Origin of the sequence: Pseudorhizobium banfieldiae, assembly GCF_000967425.1 — a bacterium.
Classification (GTDB): domain Bacteria; phylum Pseudomonadota; class Alphaproteobacteria; order Rhizobiales; family Rhizobiaceae; genus Neorhizobium; species Neorhizobium banfieldiae.
The window spans coordinates 3,739,553-3,757,552 of the sequence record NZ_FO082820.1 but is presented as its reverse complement, the minus strand read 5'-3'; the positions used below and the strand labels follow the sequence as shown (position 1 = coordinate 3,757,552).

The window sequence follows — 18,000 nt, the reverse complement described above, 5'->3', positions numbered from 1 at the left end:
ATGAAGGGAACATGATCCGGATTAGCTGATCCGGCTTTCGCGACGCAATGGGGAGGAGACCATGTCCGAGAAGGTGTATCCTGTGTCACGCGCCACCAAGAGCATGGCGCTGATCGACAAGGACAAATACGAGAAGTGGTACGAGGAGAGCGTCGAGGATCCGGACAAGTTCTGGGGCAAGCACGGAAAGCGCATCGACTGGTTCAAGCCCTACACGAAGGTCAAGAATACTTCCTTCAAGGGCAAGGTTTCGATCAAGTGGTTCGAGGACGGGCTGACGAACGTCTCCTACAACTGCATCGACCGCCACCTGAAGACCCATGGCGAACGCACGGCGCTGATCTGGGAAGGCGACAACCCCTATATCGACAAGAAGATCACCTACAACCAGCTCTACGACCAGGTCTGCCGGTTGGCGAATGTCCTGAAGAAGCACGGCGTCAAGAAGGGCGATCGCGTCACGATCTACATGCCGATGATCCCGGAAGCGGCCTATGCCATGCTGGCCTGCGCCCGTATCGGCGCCGTCCATTCCGTCGTGTTCGGCGGCTTCTCACCGGAGGCCCTGGCCGGCCGTATCGTCGACTGCCAGTCCTGCTTCGTGATCACCTGTGACGAGGGCGTGCGCGGCGGAAAGCCGGTGCCGCTGAAGGAAAATACCGACAAGGCCATCCACATCGCTGCGCGCCAGTATGCGACGGTGAAGAATGTCTTGGTCGTGCGCCGCACCGGCGGCAAGATCGAATGGGCCCCCGGCCGCGATCTCTGGTACCATCAGGAAATCGCCAGCGTGAAGGGCCATTGCGAACCCGTAAAGATGAAGGCGGAGGATCCGCTCTTCATCCTCTATACCTCCGGCTCAACGGGCAAGCCGAAGGGCGTTCTGCATACGACAGGCGGCTACCTCGTCTATGCGGCAATGACGCACGAGTACGTCTTCGACTACCACGACGGCGACGTCTACTGGTGCACGGCCGATGTCGGGTGGGTTACCGGCCACTCCTACATCGTCTACGGCCCATTGGCGAACTGCGCGACCTCGCTGATGTTCGAAGGTGTGCCCAACTTCCCCGACCAGGGACGCTTCTGGGAAGTGATCGACAAGCACAACGTGAACATTTTCTATACGGCTCCGACGGCGATCCGCTCGCTGATGGGGGCCGGCGACGAGTACGTGAAACGCTCCTCCCGTTCGAGCCTCAGGTTGCTCGGAACGGTGGGCGAGCCGATCAACCCGGAAGCCTGGGAGTGGTACTACCGCGTGGTTGGCGATAGCCGATGCCCGGTGATCGATACGTGGTGGCAGACAGAAACCGGTGGGCACATGATCACCCCTCTGCCGGGCGCCACGGCGCTGAAGCCGGGTTCCGCCACGGTGCCCTTCTTCGGGATCAAGCCCCAACTCGTCGACAATGAAGGAAACGTCCTTGAAGGACCGGCGGATGGCAACCTCTGCATCGCCGACTCCTGGCCGGGCCAGATGCGAACGGTCTATGGTGACCACGAGCGCTTCATCCAGACCTATTTCTCGACCTACAAGGGCAAGTACTTCACCGGTGACGGCTGCCGTCGCGACGAGGATGGCTACTACTGGATCACCGGCCGCGTCGACGACGTGCTCAACGTGTCGGGCCACCGGCTGGGCACGGCGGAAGTCGAGTCCGCCCTTGTCTCCCATGACTATGTGTCGGAGGCGGCGGTCGTCGGATACCCCCACAACGTCAAGGGCCAGGGCATCTACTGCTACGTGACGCTGATGTCGGGTCATGAGGGGGACGATGCGCTCCGCCAGGAACTCATCAAGCATGTCCGAAGCGAAATCGGCCCTATCGCCACGCCGGACAAGATCCAGTTCGCGCCGGGCCTGCCGAAGACGCGCTCGGGCAAGATCATGCGCCGCATCCTGCGCAAGATCGCCGAGGACGATTTCAGTGCGCTTGGCGATATCTCGACGCTGGCCGATCCGGGCGTGGTCGACGACTTGATCGAGAACCGCCAGAACAAGGCGCCTTGAGGCCTTGAGGGAGGAGGCCCGCCGCATAAGCGGTGGCGGGCCTTTCTCCTAAACCGGTGTCTGCTGGTGAAATACGATGCGCCAGCTATCGTCTTCAAGACAATACACCGAGCTGCAATAGGCGTGGTAGGCTGGGCTTTGTTCACGTTCTGCGCGGGCCTCTTAGGCAAGAAACGCCATCCCAGACCGCACTTGCCTCGCTGTCCGCTGCTTCATCTCAACGCTCTTCCAGCGCGGTACCCCATCCAGGCTTGCCAGTACCCGCTCGGCGGAAAGAATGCCGGTCGGCGATGGAAACACCATGACGCAGTCGGGATGAAGCCGTTGCCGGTAGGTCTCGGGACCGTCCAGCCACAGGCTTTCTTCGATCGTCCAGAGATTGTCGACTCCTCTCCGCTTCTGCCTTCCAAGGCCTGGCAGGTGCTACGGCATCGCGCAGGGGCTGACTGCTTTCCGGCCGCCATCGTAGCCCTCCGCGAGTCCTGCGAGGACAAGCTGATCCGCTACGTTGCCTCCTCCGGGCACTGTTACGTCAGCCACGACACGACCGAAGTACTTGTCGCCGGAGATCCGGCTCAGCTGAAGCAAGGCTGCATGCTCCGTCAACGACTCCAGAGCCCGTCTGGCCGCCTCCCCCGCTTGTCGTTCGCTCGGGCAGGAGGAACGAAGCTCCGGCGTATCGATGCCGCGGATGCGGACATAGACCTCGACCTTCTGCTGCGGCCAAGGCCTTGCCTCGACAAGCAGCGTATCCCCGTCGATGACGCGGAGAACCTCAGCCTCCACAGGACCTGCTATCTCGCTACCGGCCGCATCAGCAGACGACGCGAACAAGATCAGGACGATGACGAGAAGCAGGGAGCGCATGAAAGGAATAAATTCCTTATCAATGCTGAAGTCAATAGGATTATCTGCCTCTAGAAATCGATCGCGCGGCCGTTGATCTCCCAATCGCCGAAACGAGCTGGATCGGCGCCGCCGCGACCGCCGATCTCGGTGGGTATATCCTGCTGCCTTTCGCCCTGCCGGCGCTGCTCCGCCTCCTCCAGCGCCCGCCTCGCGGCCGGGGAAAGCGGTTTCCTGGCTGCCATATCTTCCGGCGTTCTGTTGCTGTTGTCGTTATCCGAGTGCTGCATCATTCGCTCCGCCTGTGCGGAATATTGAAAAGAAAAGGGTGATAGACCACATCATAGGGCGTTCAACCCCGGCAATAAAGCCGTTTGGAGACCGACCATGAACATGATTCGCACCGCCATGCTTCTTGCCTTCATGACGGCCCTGTTCATGGGGGTCGGATTTCTGATCGGAGGCCGAGGCGGGATGATGATCGCCTTTCTGCTCGCGGCGGGCATGAACCTGTTCTCCTACTGGAATTCGGACAAGATGGTGCTCTCGGCCTATCGGGCCCAGCCGGTGGACGAACGTAACGCTCCGGAGCTTTTCAAGATGATCCGGCAGCTTTCCGCCAATGCGGGGCTGCCCATGCCCAAGGTCTATGTCTACGATAGTCCGCAGCCGAATGCCTTCGCCACGGGCCGCAATCCGCAGAATGCAGCGGTTGCCGCTTCCACGGGTCTGCTGCAACGCCTGACGCCGGAGGAAGTGGCGGGTGTTATGGCGCATGAACTCGCCCATATCCAAAATCGCGACACGCTGACGATGACGGTCACCGCGACGCTTGCCGGCGCCATCTCCATGCTGGGTAACTTCGCGTTCTTCTTCGGCGGCAATCGCGACAACAACAACCCGCTGGGATTCATCGGTGTGCTGGTTGCCATGATCGTTGCGCCCCTTGCGGCGATGCTGGTGCAGATGGCGATCAGCCGGACCCGGGAATATTCCGCCGACCGGCGTGGTGCGGAAATCTGCGGTAATCCGCTGTGGCTCGCCTCGGCGCTTGGCAAGATTGCCGGCGCCGCTCAGGCGGTTCACAATGACGACGCCGAGCGCAACCCTGCCACCGCGCACATGTTCATCATCAATCCGTTGTCGGGCGAGCGGATGGACAATCTCTTCTCCACCCACCCCAATACCGCAAACCGTATTTCGGCGCTTCAGCAGATGGCGGGCGAGTTCGCTAACGGGTCGACGACCGTGCCCGGTGCTGCTAGACCGACGCGCACCGCGCGCTCCGTCCCCGAAACCGGGTGGGGTCGCGGTTCATCCGAACCGCGCAAGGGGCCCTGGAGTTGAGCCAAGGAAGAAAGAACGGAAAGCGGCCGCAGCAATCCGCGACCGACGAAACGAAACATCCGGGAGGCGCACCCAAGGCAGGCCTTGAGGCGCGAATGACGGCAGCCAAGCTGCTTGCGGCCGTGATCGACAGAAGAATTTCCCTGGATGGAATTCTTGACCCTGTTCACGGAAACCCGGCGTACAAGCAGCTGAGCGAGCCCGACCGGGCGCTCGTCCGGGCCATTCTCGTGACCGCTCTCCGCCACCTGCCCCGCCTCGAGGCGGCACTGGCTGCCATGCTGGATACTCCGCTGCCGGAAGGGGCGCGTGCCCTCCATCATGTTCTGATCGTCGCTGCCGCACAGATCCTGCACCTCGATGTGCCCGAACATGCGGCGGTGGATGTTGCCGTCGAGCAGGCCAATCGTGACCCCCGCAATCGCCGCTTCGCAAAACTGGTCAACGCCGTCCTCCGGCGGCTGGTGCGCGAAAAGCAGGAGGTTCTCGATGCCACCCGCTCCGTTTCGCCAGTTCCTGGCTGGTTTCTGGAACGGTTGACCGCGACTTACGGCGCTGATGCGGCACGCTCCATCGCGGAGGCTCAGCTCACGCCGCCTGCAATCGATCTGACCGTCAAATCCGGGGCGGCTAATTGGGCTGAACGGCTGAACGGCAGACTGCTTCCGACCGGCAGTGTTCGTCTTCCTTCCTTCGAGGGTGCAGTCTCCTCCCTCCCGGAATTCGAGGAGGGCGAATGGTGGGTGCAGGACGCAGCCGCCAGCATTCCGGCACGTCTGTTCGGCGATGTCAGGGGCAGGCATATCGCCGATCTCTGCGCGGCGCCCGGAGGCAAGACCGCGCAACTTGTGGCGGCCGGCGCACACGTGGTGGCGGTCGAACAGTCCGCCAACCGCATTGCGCGCCTGAAGGAGAACCTGGCCAGGCTGAAACTGCAGGCGGATCTGGTACAAGGTGACTTGTTTGCGTTCAACCCGGCGGAGCCGCTCGACGGGGTTCTCCTCGACGCACCCTGCTCCTCGACGGGAACGACGCGACGCCACCCCGATGTGTTGTGGACCAAGGGACCGGCCGATATCGCCAAGCTTGCAGCACTCCAGGCGAAGATGCTGCGCCATGCCGTCTCGCTGGTGAAGCCCGGCGGCCTGATCGTGTTCTCAAACTGCTCGCTCGATCCGCTCGAAGGAGAGCAGGTTGTCGCCGAGCTTCTTGCGCAGGATCCCGGACTGGAACGGGTTCCAGTCTCGCCGTCCGATTGGCCGGGGCTGGAAGATGCCGTTTCTCCACTGGGTGAATTCAGGACCACGCCTGCCATGCTGCCCGCGAGCGACGGCATGACGGGTGGGCTCGATGGCTTCTTCGCGAGCGTGCTGCGCCGTCGGTAAGATTTTCTTTACCATCCCAGCAGATTGTATTCGAATTAACTAAAGGGCGATCCGTCTGCACCGGCGGGCGACTGCACCTGCGGAGTGTTCCAGATTGATCATGCAACTCGCGGATCGTCGACGGCTTGTGGCCTTCGGCTTGCGGGAAATCGGCCGCCGGTTCTACCGGCGCACAGCCGGTTTGCGGCTTGCATTGACCTCGTCCGCTTCCGGCGTGCCCGACCGGCTGATCGTTGCACCGACCGATCTTCGTGCCATCGACCCCTTCGTGGCAGAGGAGATCGCCCAGGGCCGCTTCCCGCTTGCCGGTACGTCCTTCGATACCGAAGGCTACTCGCCGTTTGAGGTGGAAGCGCCGACGGAGGCGCTAGCCGAACGGCTGCACTCCTTTGCCTGGCTCCGTCACATCCGGGCGGACCGCAGCGCAGAGGCCTGTGCCCGCGCCCGGGCGATCACCTCAAGCTGGATGAACAATCGCGGGCGCAGGGCGCGAGGTCTGGCCTGGCGACCGCATGTCGCAGCGGAGCGGGTGATCGCCTGGCTCTCACACTCCACCATCGTCCTGCAGGGCGCCGAGGCTGGCTTCTACCGCCGCTTCATGAGAAGCCTCACCTACCAGGTGCGATACCTGCGCCGGATTGTACGCGGCCTGCCGATGGACGAAACGCGTCTCCGCATCCGGATCGCCCTTGCCATGGCCTCCGTCGCGATGCCGACCCGCAACGCGTTCATTCGTCGCGAAGGCAGCCGTCTTGACCGTGAACTCGAGCGCCAGATCCTGCCGGACGGAGGGCATGTCTCTCGCAATCCGCGCATCCTTCTCGACCTGCTGCTTGACCTTCTGCCGCTACGCCAGACCTATATCAATCTTGGGCACGACGTGCCGGCCAAGCTGATCCCGACCATCGACCGCATGTATCCGGCGCTGCGATTCTTCCGTCACCAGGACGGAGACCTGGCGCTCTTCAACGGTGCCACCTCCACCCCGGCAAGCGAGTTGATGTCCGTCCTGCGTTACGACGAAACAGCTGGCCAGCCGTTCAAGTCGCTCCCTCACATGCAATACCACCGGCTATCGGCCGAGGGGGCTACGGTCATTGTCGATACCGGCAAGCCACGTTCGGCCGAGCTTTCGCGGCGAAGCCATGCTGGATGCCTGGCATTCGAGATGTCGTCCGGGCGCCATCGCTTCATCGTCAACTGCGGCGCACCCAAATTTGCCTCCGGGGATTTCCGAGGGCTGGCCCGTTCGACGGCGGCCCACTCGACGATCACGATCAACGAGACCTCCTCGAGCCGCCTTCTGCGGTCACACCTCTGCCGTTCGTCGATCCTCGCGGGGGTGAACGAGGTGGATGTCGAACGATGGGATGACCAGCACGGCGGCGATTGGGTCCGTGCGGTCCATGACGGATATCTGAAGCCGTTCGGCTACTGCCACGAACGATCGATCGGAATGAGCGGCAAGGGCAACAAGATCAAGGGCCATGAGAGATTGTTCGCGCCGGAGGACGCGAAGCCGCCTCGCGCACCCGTATCGGCCGCCGCCCGGTTCCACATTCACCCGGCCATCACTATGTCCAGGGAAGACCGAGAAAGGGTGCTGTTGGTAGCACCGGATGGCGAGGCGTGGGAGTTCAATGCGCCGGGTCATGCGGTGGAGATCGAGGACGACCTCTTCTTTGCCGATGTCTCAGGCATGCGTGCCAGCCGGCAGCTCGTTATCCACTTCGCGTTGCCCGAAACTTCAGAAGTCCGATGGATGCTGAAGCGGGTCGAATAGGCGTTTCCTCTCTGGCGAAGCTGTGCTAACGGGCCGCATCCGCCCCAGCGCCTGAAGCGCGCGTTCGCAGGAGAGCCCGATGGCCGTCGTTTCCAAGAAGATTCCCGCTCCCGACAACGTCAAGATCCGCACGGCGCTTCTCTCGGTCTCAGACAAGACCGGCATCGTCGAACTCGCAGGCGCTCTTGCGTCGCAGGGCGTCCGGCTCCTTTCGACCGGTGGCACGCACAAGGCGCTCTCCGCCGCCGGGCTCAAGGTGACGGATGTTTCCGACATCACGGGGTTTCCGGAGATCATGGACGGACGGGTCAAGACCCTGCATCCGAACGTCCACGGCGGTCTCCTGGCCATTCGCGACGATCAGGAGCATGTTGAGGCGATGAAGGCGCATGGGATCGAGGCGATCGACCTGGCGGTTATCAACCTCTACCCGTTCGAGGAGGTAAGGTCTGCCGGCGGAGATTATCCCACGACCGTCGAGAACATTGATATCGGCGGACCGGCGATGATACGCGCCTCGGCCAAGAACCATGCTTACGTCACCATCGTCGTCGACCCGTCCGACTACCCTGCCCTGATAGAGGCCTTGCGCACCAATAATGGCCAGACCAGCTATTCCTTCCGCCAGAAACTGGCAGCCAAGGCCTATGCACGGACCGCCGCATATGATGCAGCAATCTCCAATTGGTTCGCCGAAGCGCTCGATATCGAGATCCCGCGCTACCGGACGATCGGCGGCGTCCTGAGGGAAGAGATGCGATATGGCGAGAACCCGCACCAAAGTGCGGGATTCTACGTGGCCGGCGAGAGCCGCCCGGGTGTTGCCACCGCAAGGCTCCTGCAGGGCAAGCAGCTCTCCTACAACAACATCAATGACACGGACGGCGCGTTCGAACTCATCGGCGAGTTTGCACCGGAGCAGGGTCCTGCCTGTGCGATCATCAAGCATGCCAATCCCTGCGGCGTCGCCACAGGAGCCTCGCTAAAGGAAGCATATCTTCGCGCGCTTGCCTGCGATTCCACCTCCGCCTTCGGCGGGATCATAGCCCTCAACCAGTTGCTGGACGGTGAGACGGCCGAGGAAATCGTGAAGCTGTTCACGGAAGTGATCATTGCACCTGAAGTCTCCGAAGAGGCGAAGGCGGTGATCGCCAAGAAGCCGAACCTGCGGCTTCTCGAAACCGGCGGTCTGCCCGATCCCCGCTCCCGCGGCATCACGGCGAAGACCGTGGCCGGCGGCCTGCTGGTCCAGACACGCGACAACGGGATGATCGAGGACATCGATCTTCGCGTCGTCACGACCCGGGCTCCTACCGACCGGGAGCTTGAAGACATGAAGTTTGCCTACAAGGTGGCCAAGCATGTCAAATCCAACGCGATCGTCTATGCGAAGGACGGCCAGACGGCCGGTATCGGGGCAGGGCAGATGAGCCGCATCGACTCCGCTCGCATTGCAGCGATCAAAGCGGAGGAAGCGGCCAAGGCAATGGGATGGTCCGAGCCGATGACGAAGGGATCTGCGGTCGCCTCCGAAGCCTTCTTCCCCTTCGCGGACGGCCTCCTGTCCGCAATTGCGGCCGGGGCTACCGCAGTCATCCAGCCCGGTGGCTCCATGCGCGACCAGGAAGTGATTGATGCAGCGAACGAGCATGGCGTCGCCATGGTCTTCACCGGCATGCGCCACTTCCGCCACTAGGTTTCATCTAGCCGTTCGGTTGGCTGGATAGGGCGTCCGCAAGAGAAGCACGAGCCCAGCCGCCAGGAACAGGATGAGCGTCGCCATCCCGATGCGTGAAGAGTCGGTGGCATAGGTAACCAGCGAAAACAGCAGCGTTGCCATGAAGCTGGTTGCGCGTCCAGAAAGTGCGTAGATTCCGAAGTAGCGTCCGGCATCGGCAATGTCGACGCTGCGGGCGAGATAGGCGCGTGACGACGCCTGTACAGGGCCGAAGGCGAGGCCGACCAAGAGGCCAAAGAGCACGTAGGCCTTTTCCGCCTCCGTCCCGAAAAGTCCGCCGCTGTCTTCGATGGCAAGAGGCACGAGACCAAAGAAGACGAAGCCGGGACCGGTGGAGATGATCCCTGCCGTTGCAGCTATGAGCAGGACCAGTCCCACCAGGACGACGATCTTTGAGCCCAGCCTCAGATCGAGGCGGCCGGCGACGAGGCAGCCGAATATGGCGACGACATTCAGGAGGATGCCGTAGACGCCGATCTCGATGGTCGCCCACCCGAACATGCCGGCCGCGAAGGCGCCACCCAGGATCAGCAGGCCATTTACGCCATCCTGATAGAGCATCCGCGCAATGAGAAATCGGGTGATGCCGGGTCTTTGCCTAAGTTCCCTGATCGTCCCCCGTAACTCCCCCAGACCGAATCGGATTGCCGCTCTCATTGGAAGGCCTCGGGCAGCATCCGGCGTGAAAAGGAACATCGGCAGGATAAAGACCAGGTACCAGCCCGCTGCTATCGGCCCTGTAATACGGGCATCTTCTCCGAGAGAAGGGTCGAGGCCGAAGAGCGGGTCGATGCCGATCAGGGTCAGCCCGGTCTGCGGGCTGCCGGCAAGAAAGGCGACGACGAGGATCAGCACCAGCATGCCGCCGAGATAGCCGAGACCCCAAGCGGTGTTGGACACTCTGCCGACCTCCTCCTGTCTCACCAGCCGGGGCATCATCGAGTCGTTGAAGACGATGGAAAACTCCGCCGAGATCATCGCGAAGATCATCAGCAGAAGGGGCCAGACCATGGCTGTCCCCGGGGCTGCAAACCAGAGCAGCGAGAGGCACAGGATCTTCACGGCGGCGAAGGCTGCGATCCATGGCTTGCGCGGGCCCGACTGGTCGGCGATCGAGCCGAGCACCGGTGACAGGACCGCAATGACGATCGATGCAACCGTTGCCATGCTGCCCCAGGCCGCTTGCGCCGAAACCGGGTCCTCCGTCAGCCGGGCGACGAAATAGGGGCCGAATACGAAGGTCACGATGACGGTGAAGAAAGGTTGTGCCGCCCAGTCAAAGAGCATCCAACCGCGGACGCCAAGCCGAGACGCGCCGGGTTGGTGCAGGACCTCGGACGGCGCGCGATCGGTCACTGGGACTCTCCCGGAATGAACCCGGCACTCAACTCGTCGGCCTCGAAGCTGCAAGATCTCCAAGCAGGCCTGCGACCACCGTCAGTTTTGCCAGGTTGAAGTCGCTCGCCTCGCTCAAGGCCAGGATTTCGTTGACCAGCCTGTTCACCTGCTGACGCCTGTCGCCGTACCAAAGCTCCAGGGGTTTCTTGTCACGGGGATGCGAGGTGAGTGCGGAGCAGACGATGTCACGACGGGCTGAAGAGATCTGCGCAAGGCTTCGCCCAAGCGCGACGCTTTCATAATGGTCTCCAGGCCTGACCGCCTCCCCGAGCCTCAGCAGAGGATCTATCCTGAACGTGTCGGTTGCCGCGAAGTATGTCTGAGCAACACGGCCGAGATCACTCTCCGTACGGCTGCCGATCAACAGGATCTCCGGGACGAGGGAAAGCGTCGGCAGGCGGCTGATGTCCCTCGCAAGAGCGGTAGGCACACCTTCTGTCTCCATCTCCGCTGCCCGTTCACGAAGTTCGGACGCGAGTCCCAGCGTATCCATCGCTCCGCGCAGCTTGTTTGCGCCCGCCTTGAGGCTGGAGATCGCCGTGTCCATTGACCCCAGACCCGATCGCGTGATCAGGATGAGGTGCGTCGCGTCCGTAAATATCTCCCCGATCCGGGCATAAAGTTTGTTCTGGGTCTCGCCTGGGAGCTTTCCGTCCAAGGAATCAGTGGCAGCCCAAAGGCGGGACAGTTCAAACCCTTCACGAGCGAGATAGGCCGCCTTGACTACTTCCGATGGAGAGGCTCCCGTCGCGTCGATCATCGCCTGGATGAAGCCCGGCCCACCCCGGTTGATGACCTCGTTTGCCAGGACGGTCGAAATGATCTCGCGGTGCAGACGATGGCCCTCGATGTCGGCGGCGAACCCTTTCTGCATCTTCGACGGGAAATAGTTCCGGAGGACCTCCGCAAAGTAGGGGTCGTCCGGAAGTGCGCTCTCGAGGATCTCGTCGAAGAGGGTCAGCTTAGCATAGGAAAGCAGGACGCCGATCTCCGGCCGAGTAAGCGGCTTCCCGGCGAGATAGCGTTCTGCGAGTTCGGTATCGGAAGGGAGCGTTTCGACCGTACGGTTTAGATGCCCCTGCGTCTCCAGAACCGACATTAGCCGCGACAGCTCTTCTCGGTTATCGGTGCCCTTCCGCTCCGTCAGGGAAATGGCGAGCGATTGCAGATAGTTGTTGCGTAGGACGAGTTCCGCCACCTCGTCGGTCATCGAAGACAGGATCTGGTTGCGCTTGTCGCGCGTCAGGCGGCCGGAGCGCATGGCGGAACTGAAAGCGATCTTGATGTTGACCTCGACGTCGGAAGAATTCACTCCGGCGGAGTTGTCGATCGCATCCGAATTCAGCCGGCCACCATGCATGGCATAGGCGATGCGTCCCTTCTGGGTCACGCCGAGGTTGGCGCCTTCGCCGATGACCCGGGCCCGCACATCGGCGGCGACCACACGAATGGGGTCGTTAGACCGGTCCCCAACCTCGGCATCGGTCTCGGAAGCGGCCTTGATGTAGGTGCCGATGCCGCCGAACCAGAGCAAATCGACCGGGCTCTTCAGGATGGCGGTCATAATCTCAAAGGGGGTTGCGATATCCCTGTCTAGACCAATGGCTGCCCTCGCCTGTGGCGTGAGCTTCACCGACTTTTCGGTGCGGGAGATGATCAGGCCACCTTCGGAAAGGCAGGTACGATCGTAGTCCTGCCAGCTTGATCGCGGCAGTGCGAAGAGGCGCTGGCGCTCGGCGAAGCTGCGCGCCGTATCCGGATCGGGATCGACGAAAATATCCCGATGGTCGAAAGCAGCAACGAGCCGGATGTGCTTCGACAGCAGCATGCCGTTGCCGAAGACGTCGCCCGACATGTCGCCAACTCCCGCCACTATGAAGGGCGTCGTCTGGATGTCGATGTCCAGTTCACGGAAGTGTCGCTTGACGGTTTCCCAGGCGCCGCGTGCGGTGATGCCCATCTTCTTGTGGTCGTAGCCAGCCGACCCGCCGGAAGCAAAGGCATCATCAAGCCAGAAGTCCGCTTCCTGGGCCAGCGCATTGGCGGTATCGGAGAAAGTTGCCGTCCCCTTGTCCGCAGCGACCACGAAGTAGGGGTCGTCGCCATCGGGGCGGGCGGTGCTCTGCGGCCCAACGACCTCCCCATCGATGATATTGTCGGTGATGGAGAGCAGCGTGCGGATGAAGGTCTTGTAGGCCTCCCGGCCTGCAGCGAAGATCTCGTCGCGCGAACCGCCAGACGGAAGCGCCTTGGGCACGAACCCGCCCTTGGCCCCGACAGGGACGATGACGGCATTCTTGACCTGTTGCGCCTTCACCAGGCCAAGCACCTCCGTCCGGTAGTCCTCGGCGCGATCGGACCAACGCAGTCCGCCACGCGCCACCTTGCCGAAGCGCAGGTGCACGCCCTCGACCTCGGTGCCGTAGACGAAGATTTCCCGGAATGGACGTGGCTGCGGCAGGCCGTCGAGCAGCTTGGGGTCGAACTTGAACGCAAGTGTCGCGCGAGGCTGGCCCTCTTCATCGCGCTGGAAATAATTGGTGCGAAGCGTCGCATCCACCGCGTTGATGTAGCGGCGGAAGATCCGGTCGTCGTCGAGGCTGGGAACGCCTGCAAGGGCCTCTTCCAGTGCGGCGTGGTGAGCCGAGAGGCGTTTCACCCGAGTCCTCTCGCCGAATTCGGGATCCAGGCTATCTTGGAAGAGCCGCCAGATCGCCTGGGAAATCGCCGGGTAACGGGCAAGCGTATCGGCGATCAGCGCCTGAGAGTAGACGATGCCGGCCTGCCGGAGATAGCGTGCATAGGCCCGTAATACCGTCGTTTCCCGGACGCTCAAGCCCGACAAGAGCACGAGCCGGTTGAAGCTGTCATTATCCGACGCGCCATGGAAGGCGGCGAGGAAGGCCTCCTCCAAACGATCGGCATCACGCTCGAGATTAAAGGGCGTCCCGGGATGGAGTTCGAGTTCCATGTCGTGCAACACGACAGGCCTAGTGTGGTCGTCGGTTCGGATATCAATGTCGAAGGTCTGTTCACTGACGACGTGAAAGCCGAGATTTTCCAGAAGCGGTACGCGGCGTGACAGCGACAGGTGTTCCGGCTGATGGAAGATCTTCAGGCGGAGGGTCTCAGCCGAATCTTCCGGCCGGGTGTAGAACGTGATGCGGATCGGGGCACCTTCCGCACAGGCCGAGATGTCATGAAAATCCGCGTAGGCTTCCGCGGGCGCAAAAGCCTCCTGAAAGGCCTTGTTGACCGTAAGGCCGGTCTGCCTGTCAGCAAGTGCTGCGAAGCTCTGCTCCCAAGGCGTAGAGATGGCCCGGATGGCCTCCTCCAACTTCGGCTGGGGAATGCGTGGGGTACGCCCACCGCGGCGTCCGATGATGACATGGACGCGGGCAACGCCCCCTTCGGGGAAGGCGGGGTAATACGCCGATACATGACCCTCATATACGCGCGCAAGATAGTCGCTCACCTTCTCTCGCACCTGCGAATCATAATCCTCGCGTGGGACGTAGACGATTACGGAAACGAAACGATCGAAGTGGTCGATGCGTGGAAGAGCCCGCACCCGTGGGCGCTCGCTCAGCTCCATGATCTGTTCGCAGAAGCGCGCAAGTGTCGGCACGTCGATCTGGAAGAGGTCGTCGCGCGGGTAGGATTCCAGCGTGTTGGCCAGCATCCGGCCCGAATGGCTGTTCGGGTCGAAGGCCAGTTGTTCCTCGACCCGCTGAGCCTTGGCGCGAAGCAGCGGTATATCGCGTACCGAATGGGTATAGGCCGTCGCGGTGAAAAGGCCGACGACGCGCAGCTCCCCGGTTACCCTGCCGTCCGCATCGAAGCGCTTGATCCCGACATAATCCATGTAGGCGCGGCGATGAACGACCGACTTCACATTCGCCTTCGTGACGATCAGAAAGTCAGGACCGTCCAGAAATTCGAGGATTTCCGGGGTGGTGGTCACCGCGTCCTTGCCCTGGCGGAGGACGAGGACATCCGGGTCCGACAGGATGCCCAGCCCCCGCCCCTTGCTGCGCTCCACCTTGGCGCCGGCTCCCTTGCCGGAATAGACATACTCCCGCATGCCGAGGAAGGTAAAGTTGTCATCCCGGAGCCAGTCGAGGAAGGCGAGTGATTCATCCCTGTCTGCTTTTTTCCGGCTTGCGGAGTAGGTGCGCAACTGGTCTGCCGCACCTTCAAGGAGATCGAGCATCGGTCGCCAGTCGGCGATTGCGAGATGGACCTGGTCCAGAACATAGCGGATGCGCGCGACAAGGGCCTCTGCATCGGCGTCGGGAAGCGGAGGGAGGTGAACCTGGATCAGGCTGACATGGTGCGCAGGATTGCTCGGCTGGTCCGCCGAGCGGAGGGCCGGATCCTTCCCGGGCTCCAGAAGCAGGATCGGGTGGACGGCGAGGTAGAGCTCCCGATGGGAGGCTGTGACCTCTCCCATGACTGAATCGAAGAGGAACGGCATGTTCCGGTCGATAACCGTCAACACATGCGCTGTCGCACCCTGCGGGTCGACGCCTTCCACCGGCTGGAGAGTTATGGAGGGACGGACCCTGATCCAGTTCTTGAGGCATTCTGCCGCGTGAACCGCAGAGGCTGCGAGCATGCGGGGCGTGTAGGGCTCGAGATCGTCGGAGCTGGCGCGGCCGAACAGGATGGCCGGGTCCAGGAAGGCGCCCTTGCCTTCGGCTGCCACCTTGTGCGCCATCTCGATCTGCTTGTCCCGCTTCGGATTCTGCCTGCCCATGTCACTCTCCATATGATGCCGCCACCATGCTGTCGCCAAACCCGATCCGTCAACAGTGCGCGACCGTGCCGACTCAAGGTGGCAACCAGTTTTGCATCGACGCCTCCAAAGCCGGTTATTGACAAGCAGGCGCGAAGAAACCATCAAGCTAGGCAAAACGGAAACGCAAGAACATGCAAAATTCCGGCGCCGTCATTGTCATCTCCAGCCATGTCGTACGCGGTTCCGTCGGGAATCGCGCCGCTGTCTTCGCGTTTGAAACGTTGGGATTCCCGGTCTGGGCGCTACCAACGGTTGTCTTGCCCTGGCATCCCGGCCATGGTCCTTCGACCCGCCTGACATTTGCTGCCGACGAGTTCGACAAGGCAATCGATGATCTCATCAACGCGCGCTGGCTCGGAGAGGTCAGTGCTGTCCTGACAGGCTATTTCGCAAACGAGCGGCAGCCGAAGGCGGTTGCGAGGCTCGTCCGCGCGCTACAGGAAAGAAATCCAAGCCTTCTCTATGTCTGCGATCCCGTCATAGGTGACGTCGGTGGGCTCTACATCCCGCAGTCGACTGCGGAGGCAATCCGCGACGAGCTCCTGCCACTGGCCAGTGTCGCAACCCCGAACCGCTACGAGCTTGCATGGCTCGCCGGAAGCGAGCTCGACAGCAATGCCGCGATCATGGAGGCGGCGCTGGCGCTCGGTCCATCGCGGATGTTGGTGACCTCCGCCATACCGATGATGGCCGGTGGGACCGGCAATCTTTATCTTACCGGCACGCATGCACTTCTTGCCGAGCACCGCCTGATCGACAATCCGCCGAACGGGCTGGGTGATCTTCTTTCGGCGCTTTTCCTCGCCCGCCTGATGACGGGAGCAGACGAGGAGAGGGCATTGCGGCTGGCGACGGCGAGCGTCTATGAGATCCTCGCCCGGACGGCCAAGCGCGGCAGCGACGAGCTTACGCTTGAGACCGATGCCGCCAGTTTGACCAGTCCCATGGCAATGGTGCACATGCGCCGGCTGATCCATCCGCTTCAGCGGGTAAGACGATGACATCCGCGGTAACAGATCCCGCAGCACTTTCAGGAGAACCCCAAGCCATGCAGCAGTTTCCCGAGCACCTCCTGAGCGGCTACCGCAACTTCATGAGCGGCCGTTACAACGATGAACGTGATCGCTACCGGACCTTGGCGGAAGCCGGGCAGAATCCGCACACCCTGGTGGTCGCCTGTTGCGATTCACGAGCGGCGCCAGAGACGATTTTCGACTGCGGGCCCGGCGAACTCTTCGTCGTGCGCAATGTCGCCAACATGGTCCCGCCCTATGAACCGGATGGCCAGTATCATGCGACCTCCGCAGCGATCGAGTTTGCCGTGCAGGCGTTGAAGATCCCGAACATCGTCATCATGGGTCACGGGCGGTGCGGCGGCATCAAGGCGGCGCTCGACCCCGATATGGAGCCGCTGTCGCCCGGCGACTTCATCGGAAAATGGATGGGGCTGGTTCGCCCCGCTGCGGATCAGATCCAGAGCAATGACCTGATGACCGCGAGCGAACGTCAGACGGCACTGGAGCGGGTGTCGATCCGCAATTCCATCAGCAACCTTCGGACTTTTCCCTATGTCCGTGCACTGGAAGAGCAGGGGAAGGTGCTTCTTCACGGCGCGTGGTTCGATATCTCGACCGGCGAACTCTGGATCATGGACGCAAAGACCGGAGATTTCGGCCGGCCAAGCGATCGATCGGCTGCGCCGCTGGAAGATTCCGAACCTGCCGCTTGAGGGATGACGTCTATTGGCCGTCGATTGCCGCGCCTATATGGGCGATCGCCCGCTGATAGACGGTTGCTGCGTTCCAGCCTTGGATCGCCACATAGTTCGGTTCACCCGGCTGATAACCGGCGCCGGGTCGCCAACCATGGCCGACGAGGAAGTTGGCCGTGGAGGCGAGCGCATCGGCGCGTGAACCCACCAGGTCGACATGCCCGTCACGGTCGCCATCCACGCCATAGCGCACGACGTTGACCGGAAGGAACTGCGTCTGCCCGATCTCGCCATGGGCGGCACCCTTCGCGGCAGGGCTCAGGTCTCCCCTTTGCACAAGCGTGAGCGCAGCGTAGAGCTGCTCGGTGAAGTAGGCGGAGCGGCGGCAGTCGTAGGCGAGCGTGGCGACAGCCGATAGTGTGTGCTGGTTGCCCAAGAAGTTGCCGAAGCCCGTTTCCATTCCCCAGATCGCGAGGAGCGGCCCGGCCGGTACTCCATAGCGGCGCTCGATCGCGGCGAAGAGCTGGCCATTGCCAGCTTTCATCTTCTTGCCGCGCGCAATGATCGTTGCGCCGCCGCGCTTCTCCATGAATTGCTCGAAGGAGAGCTTGAAGCTCTTCTGGCCTCGGTCGGCTCTAATGGTCTCGCGGTTGTAGGAAATGTTCGAGAACGCCGTTTCCACGACCTGCGGGCTTATGCCATTGGCGACCGCCTGAGGCTTGAACGCCTGGACCCAGTTCGAGAAGCCGGAACTGTCGTTGCCGCACTGAGCTGCCGCAACAGGCATGGCCAGGGACATGAAGGCAGTCGCAAAAGTGGCGAGACGCAAGGTGTTGAGCATGGTTGATCCGGTTCCGAGGGGCTGGTTGCCCTATTTCCATTGAGTGGAGCTTTATGGGACTCTTGCCGCCCGCTTCAACTCGTCCTCACTAAAATTCTTCGTGAAGGTCGAAGCTGGCTACCGGCGCGATCTGCGC

12 protein-coding genes are annotated in these 18,000 nt (G+C 62.1%); 7 read left to right on the top strand and 5 right to left on the bottom strand.

Annotation, left to right across the window (positions count from 1 at the left end; all coding sequences use genetic code 11):
* The first annotated feature begins 61 nt into the window (after window positions 1–61).
* Complete coding sequence (gene acs, locus NT26_RS18165) at window positions 62–2,014, top strand: acetate--CoA ligase (RefSeq protein WP_052640777.1); 1,953 nt, start codon at window positions 62–64, stop codon at window positions 2,012–2,014.
* Window positions 2,015–2,437: 423 nt separating this feature from the next.
* On the opposite strand, the gene NT26_RS18160 is transcribed toward acs, so the two are convergent.
* Both NT26_RS18160 and NT26_RS18155 read right to left on the bottom strand, forming a co-directional pair.
* Window positions 2,438–2,881, bottom strand: coding sequence for a thermonuclease family protein (locus NT26_RS18160; protein WP_052640775.1), 444 nt, complete (start codon window positions 2,879–2,881; stop codon window positions 2,438–2,440).
* Window positions 2,882–2,931: 50 nt separating this feature from the next.
* A complete protein-coding gene (locus NT26_RS18155) occupies window positions 2,932–3,150 on the bottom strand; it encodes a DUF1674 domain-containing protein (RefSeq protein WP_052642353.1) in 219 nt (72 codons plus the stop codon).
* 97 nt (window positions 3,151–3,247) lie between these two features.
* On the opposite strand from NT26_RS18155, the gene htpX reads away from it, so the two are divergent.
* The 4 genes from htpX to purH all read left to right on the top strand — a co-directional run bounded on the left by htpX (window position 3,248) and on the right by purH (window position 9,071).
* Entirely contained in the window at window positions 3,248–4,207 is a 960-nt protein-coding gene (gene htpX / locus NT26_RS18150) for a zinc metalloprotease HtpX (protein ID WP_052640773.1), read from the top strand.
* Entirely contained in the window at window positions 4,204–5,592 is a 1,389-nt protein-coding gene (locus tag NT26_RS18145) for an RsmB/NOP family class I SAM-dependent RNA methyltransferase (protein ID WP_052642351.1), read from the top strand. Before htpX ends, NT26_RS18145 begins: the two co-directional genes overlap by 4 nt.
* Before the next feature lie 100 nt (window positions 5,593–5,692).
* Window positions 5,693–7,375, top strand: a complete 1,683-nt coding sequence (locus NT26_RS18140; RefSeq protein WP_052642349.1) for a heparinase II/III family protein — start codon at window positions 5,693–5,695, stop codon at window positions 7,373–7,375.
* A 79-nt stretch (window positions 7,376–7,454) separates the two neighbouring features.
* Window positions 7,455–9,071 (top strand): bifunctional phosphoribosylaminoimidazolecarboxamide formyltransferase/IMP cyclohydrolase, encoded by a 1,617-nt coding sequence (gene purH, locus NT26_RS18135; protein WP_052640771.1) that lies wholly within the window; start codon window positions 7,455–7,457, stop codon window positions 9,069–9,071.
* A gap of 3 nt (window positions 9,072–9,074) precedes the next feature.
* Here purH and NT26_RS18130 read toward each other — a convergent pair whose 3' ends face one another.
* On the bottom strand, window positions 9,075–10,469 hold the full coding sequence (locus NT26_RS18130) for an MFS transporter (protein ID WP_052640769.1): 1,395 nt from the start codon (window positions 10,467–10,469) through the stop codon (window positions 9,075–9,077).
* A 28-nt stretch (window positions 10,470–10,497) separates the two neighbouring features.
* A complete protein-coding gene (locus NT26_RS18125) occupies window positions 10,498–15,270 on the bottom strand; it encodes an NAD-glutamate dehydrogenase (RefSeq protein WP_052640767.1) in 4,773 nt (1,590 codons plus the stop codon).
* Window positions 15,271–15,443: 173 nt separating this feature from the next.
* Here NT26_RS18125 and pdxY point away from each other — a divergent pair, with 173 nt between their 5' ends.
* Both pdxY and NT26_RS18115 read left to right on the top strand, forming a co-directional pair.
* Window positions 15,444–16,313: a pyridoxal kinase PdxY gene (gene pdxY / locus NT26_RS18120; RefSeq protein WP_052640765.1), complete on the top strand. Its 870-nt coding sequence runs from the start codon at window positions 15,444–15,446 to the stop codon at window positions 16,311–16,313.
* 47 nt (window positions 16,314–16,360) lie between these two features.
* The gene (locus NT26_RS18115) at window positions 16,361–17,041 is read left to right on the top strand and encodes a carbonic anhydrase (RefSeq protein WP_052640763.1); all 681 of its coding nucleotides are present in this window, start codon (window positions 16,361–16,363) and stop codon (window positions 17,039–17,041) included.
* A 10-nt stretch (window positions 17,042–17,051) separates the two neighbouring features.
* Here the strand turns inward: NT26_RS18115 and NT26_RS18110 are convergent, their stop codons facing one another.
* Window positions 17,052–17,822 (bottom strand): lytic murein transglycosylase, encoded by a 771-nt coding sequence (locus tag NT26_RS18110; protein WP_425287741.1) that lies wholly within the window; start codon window positions 17,820–17,822, stop codon window positions 17,052–17,054.
* Between the last annotated feature and the right edge of the window lie 178 nt (window positions 17,823–18,000).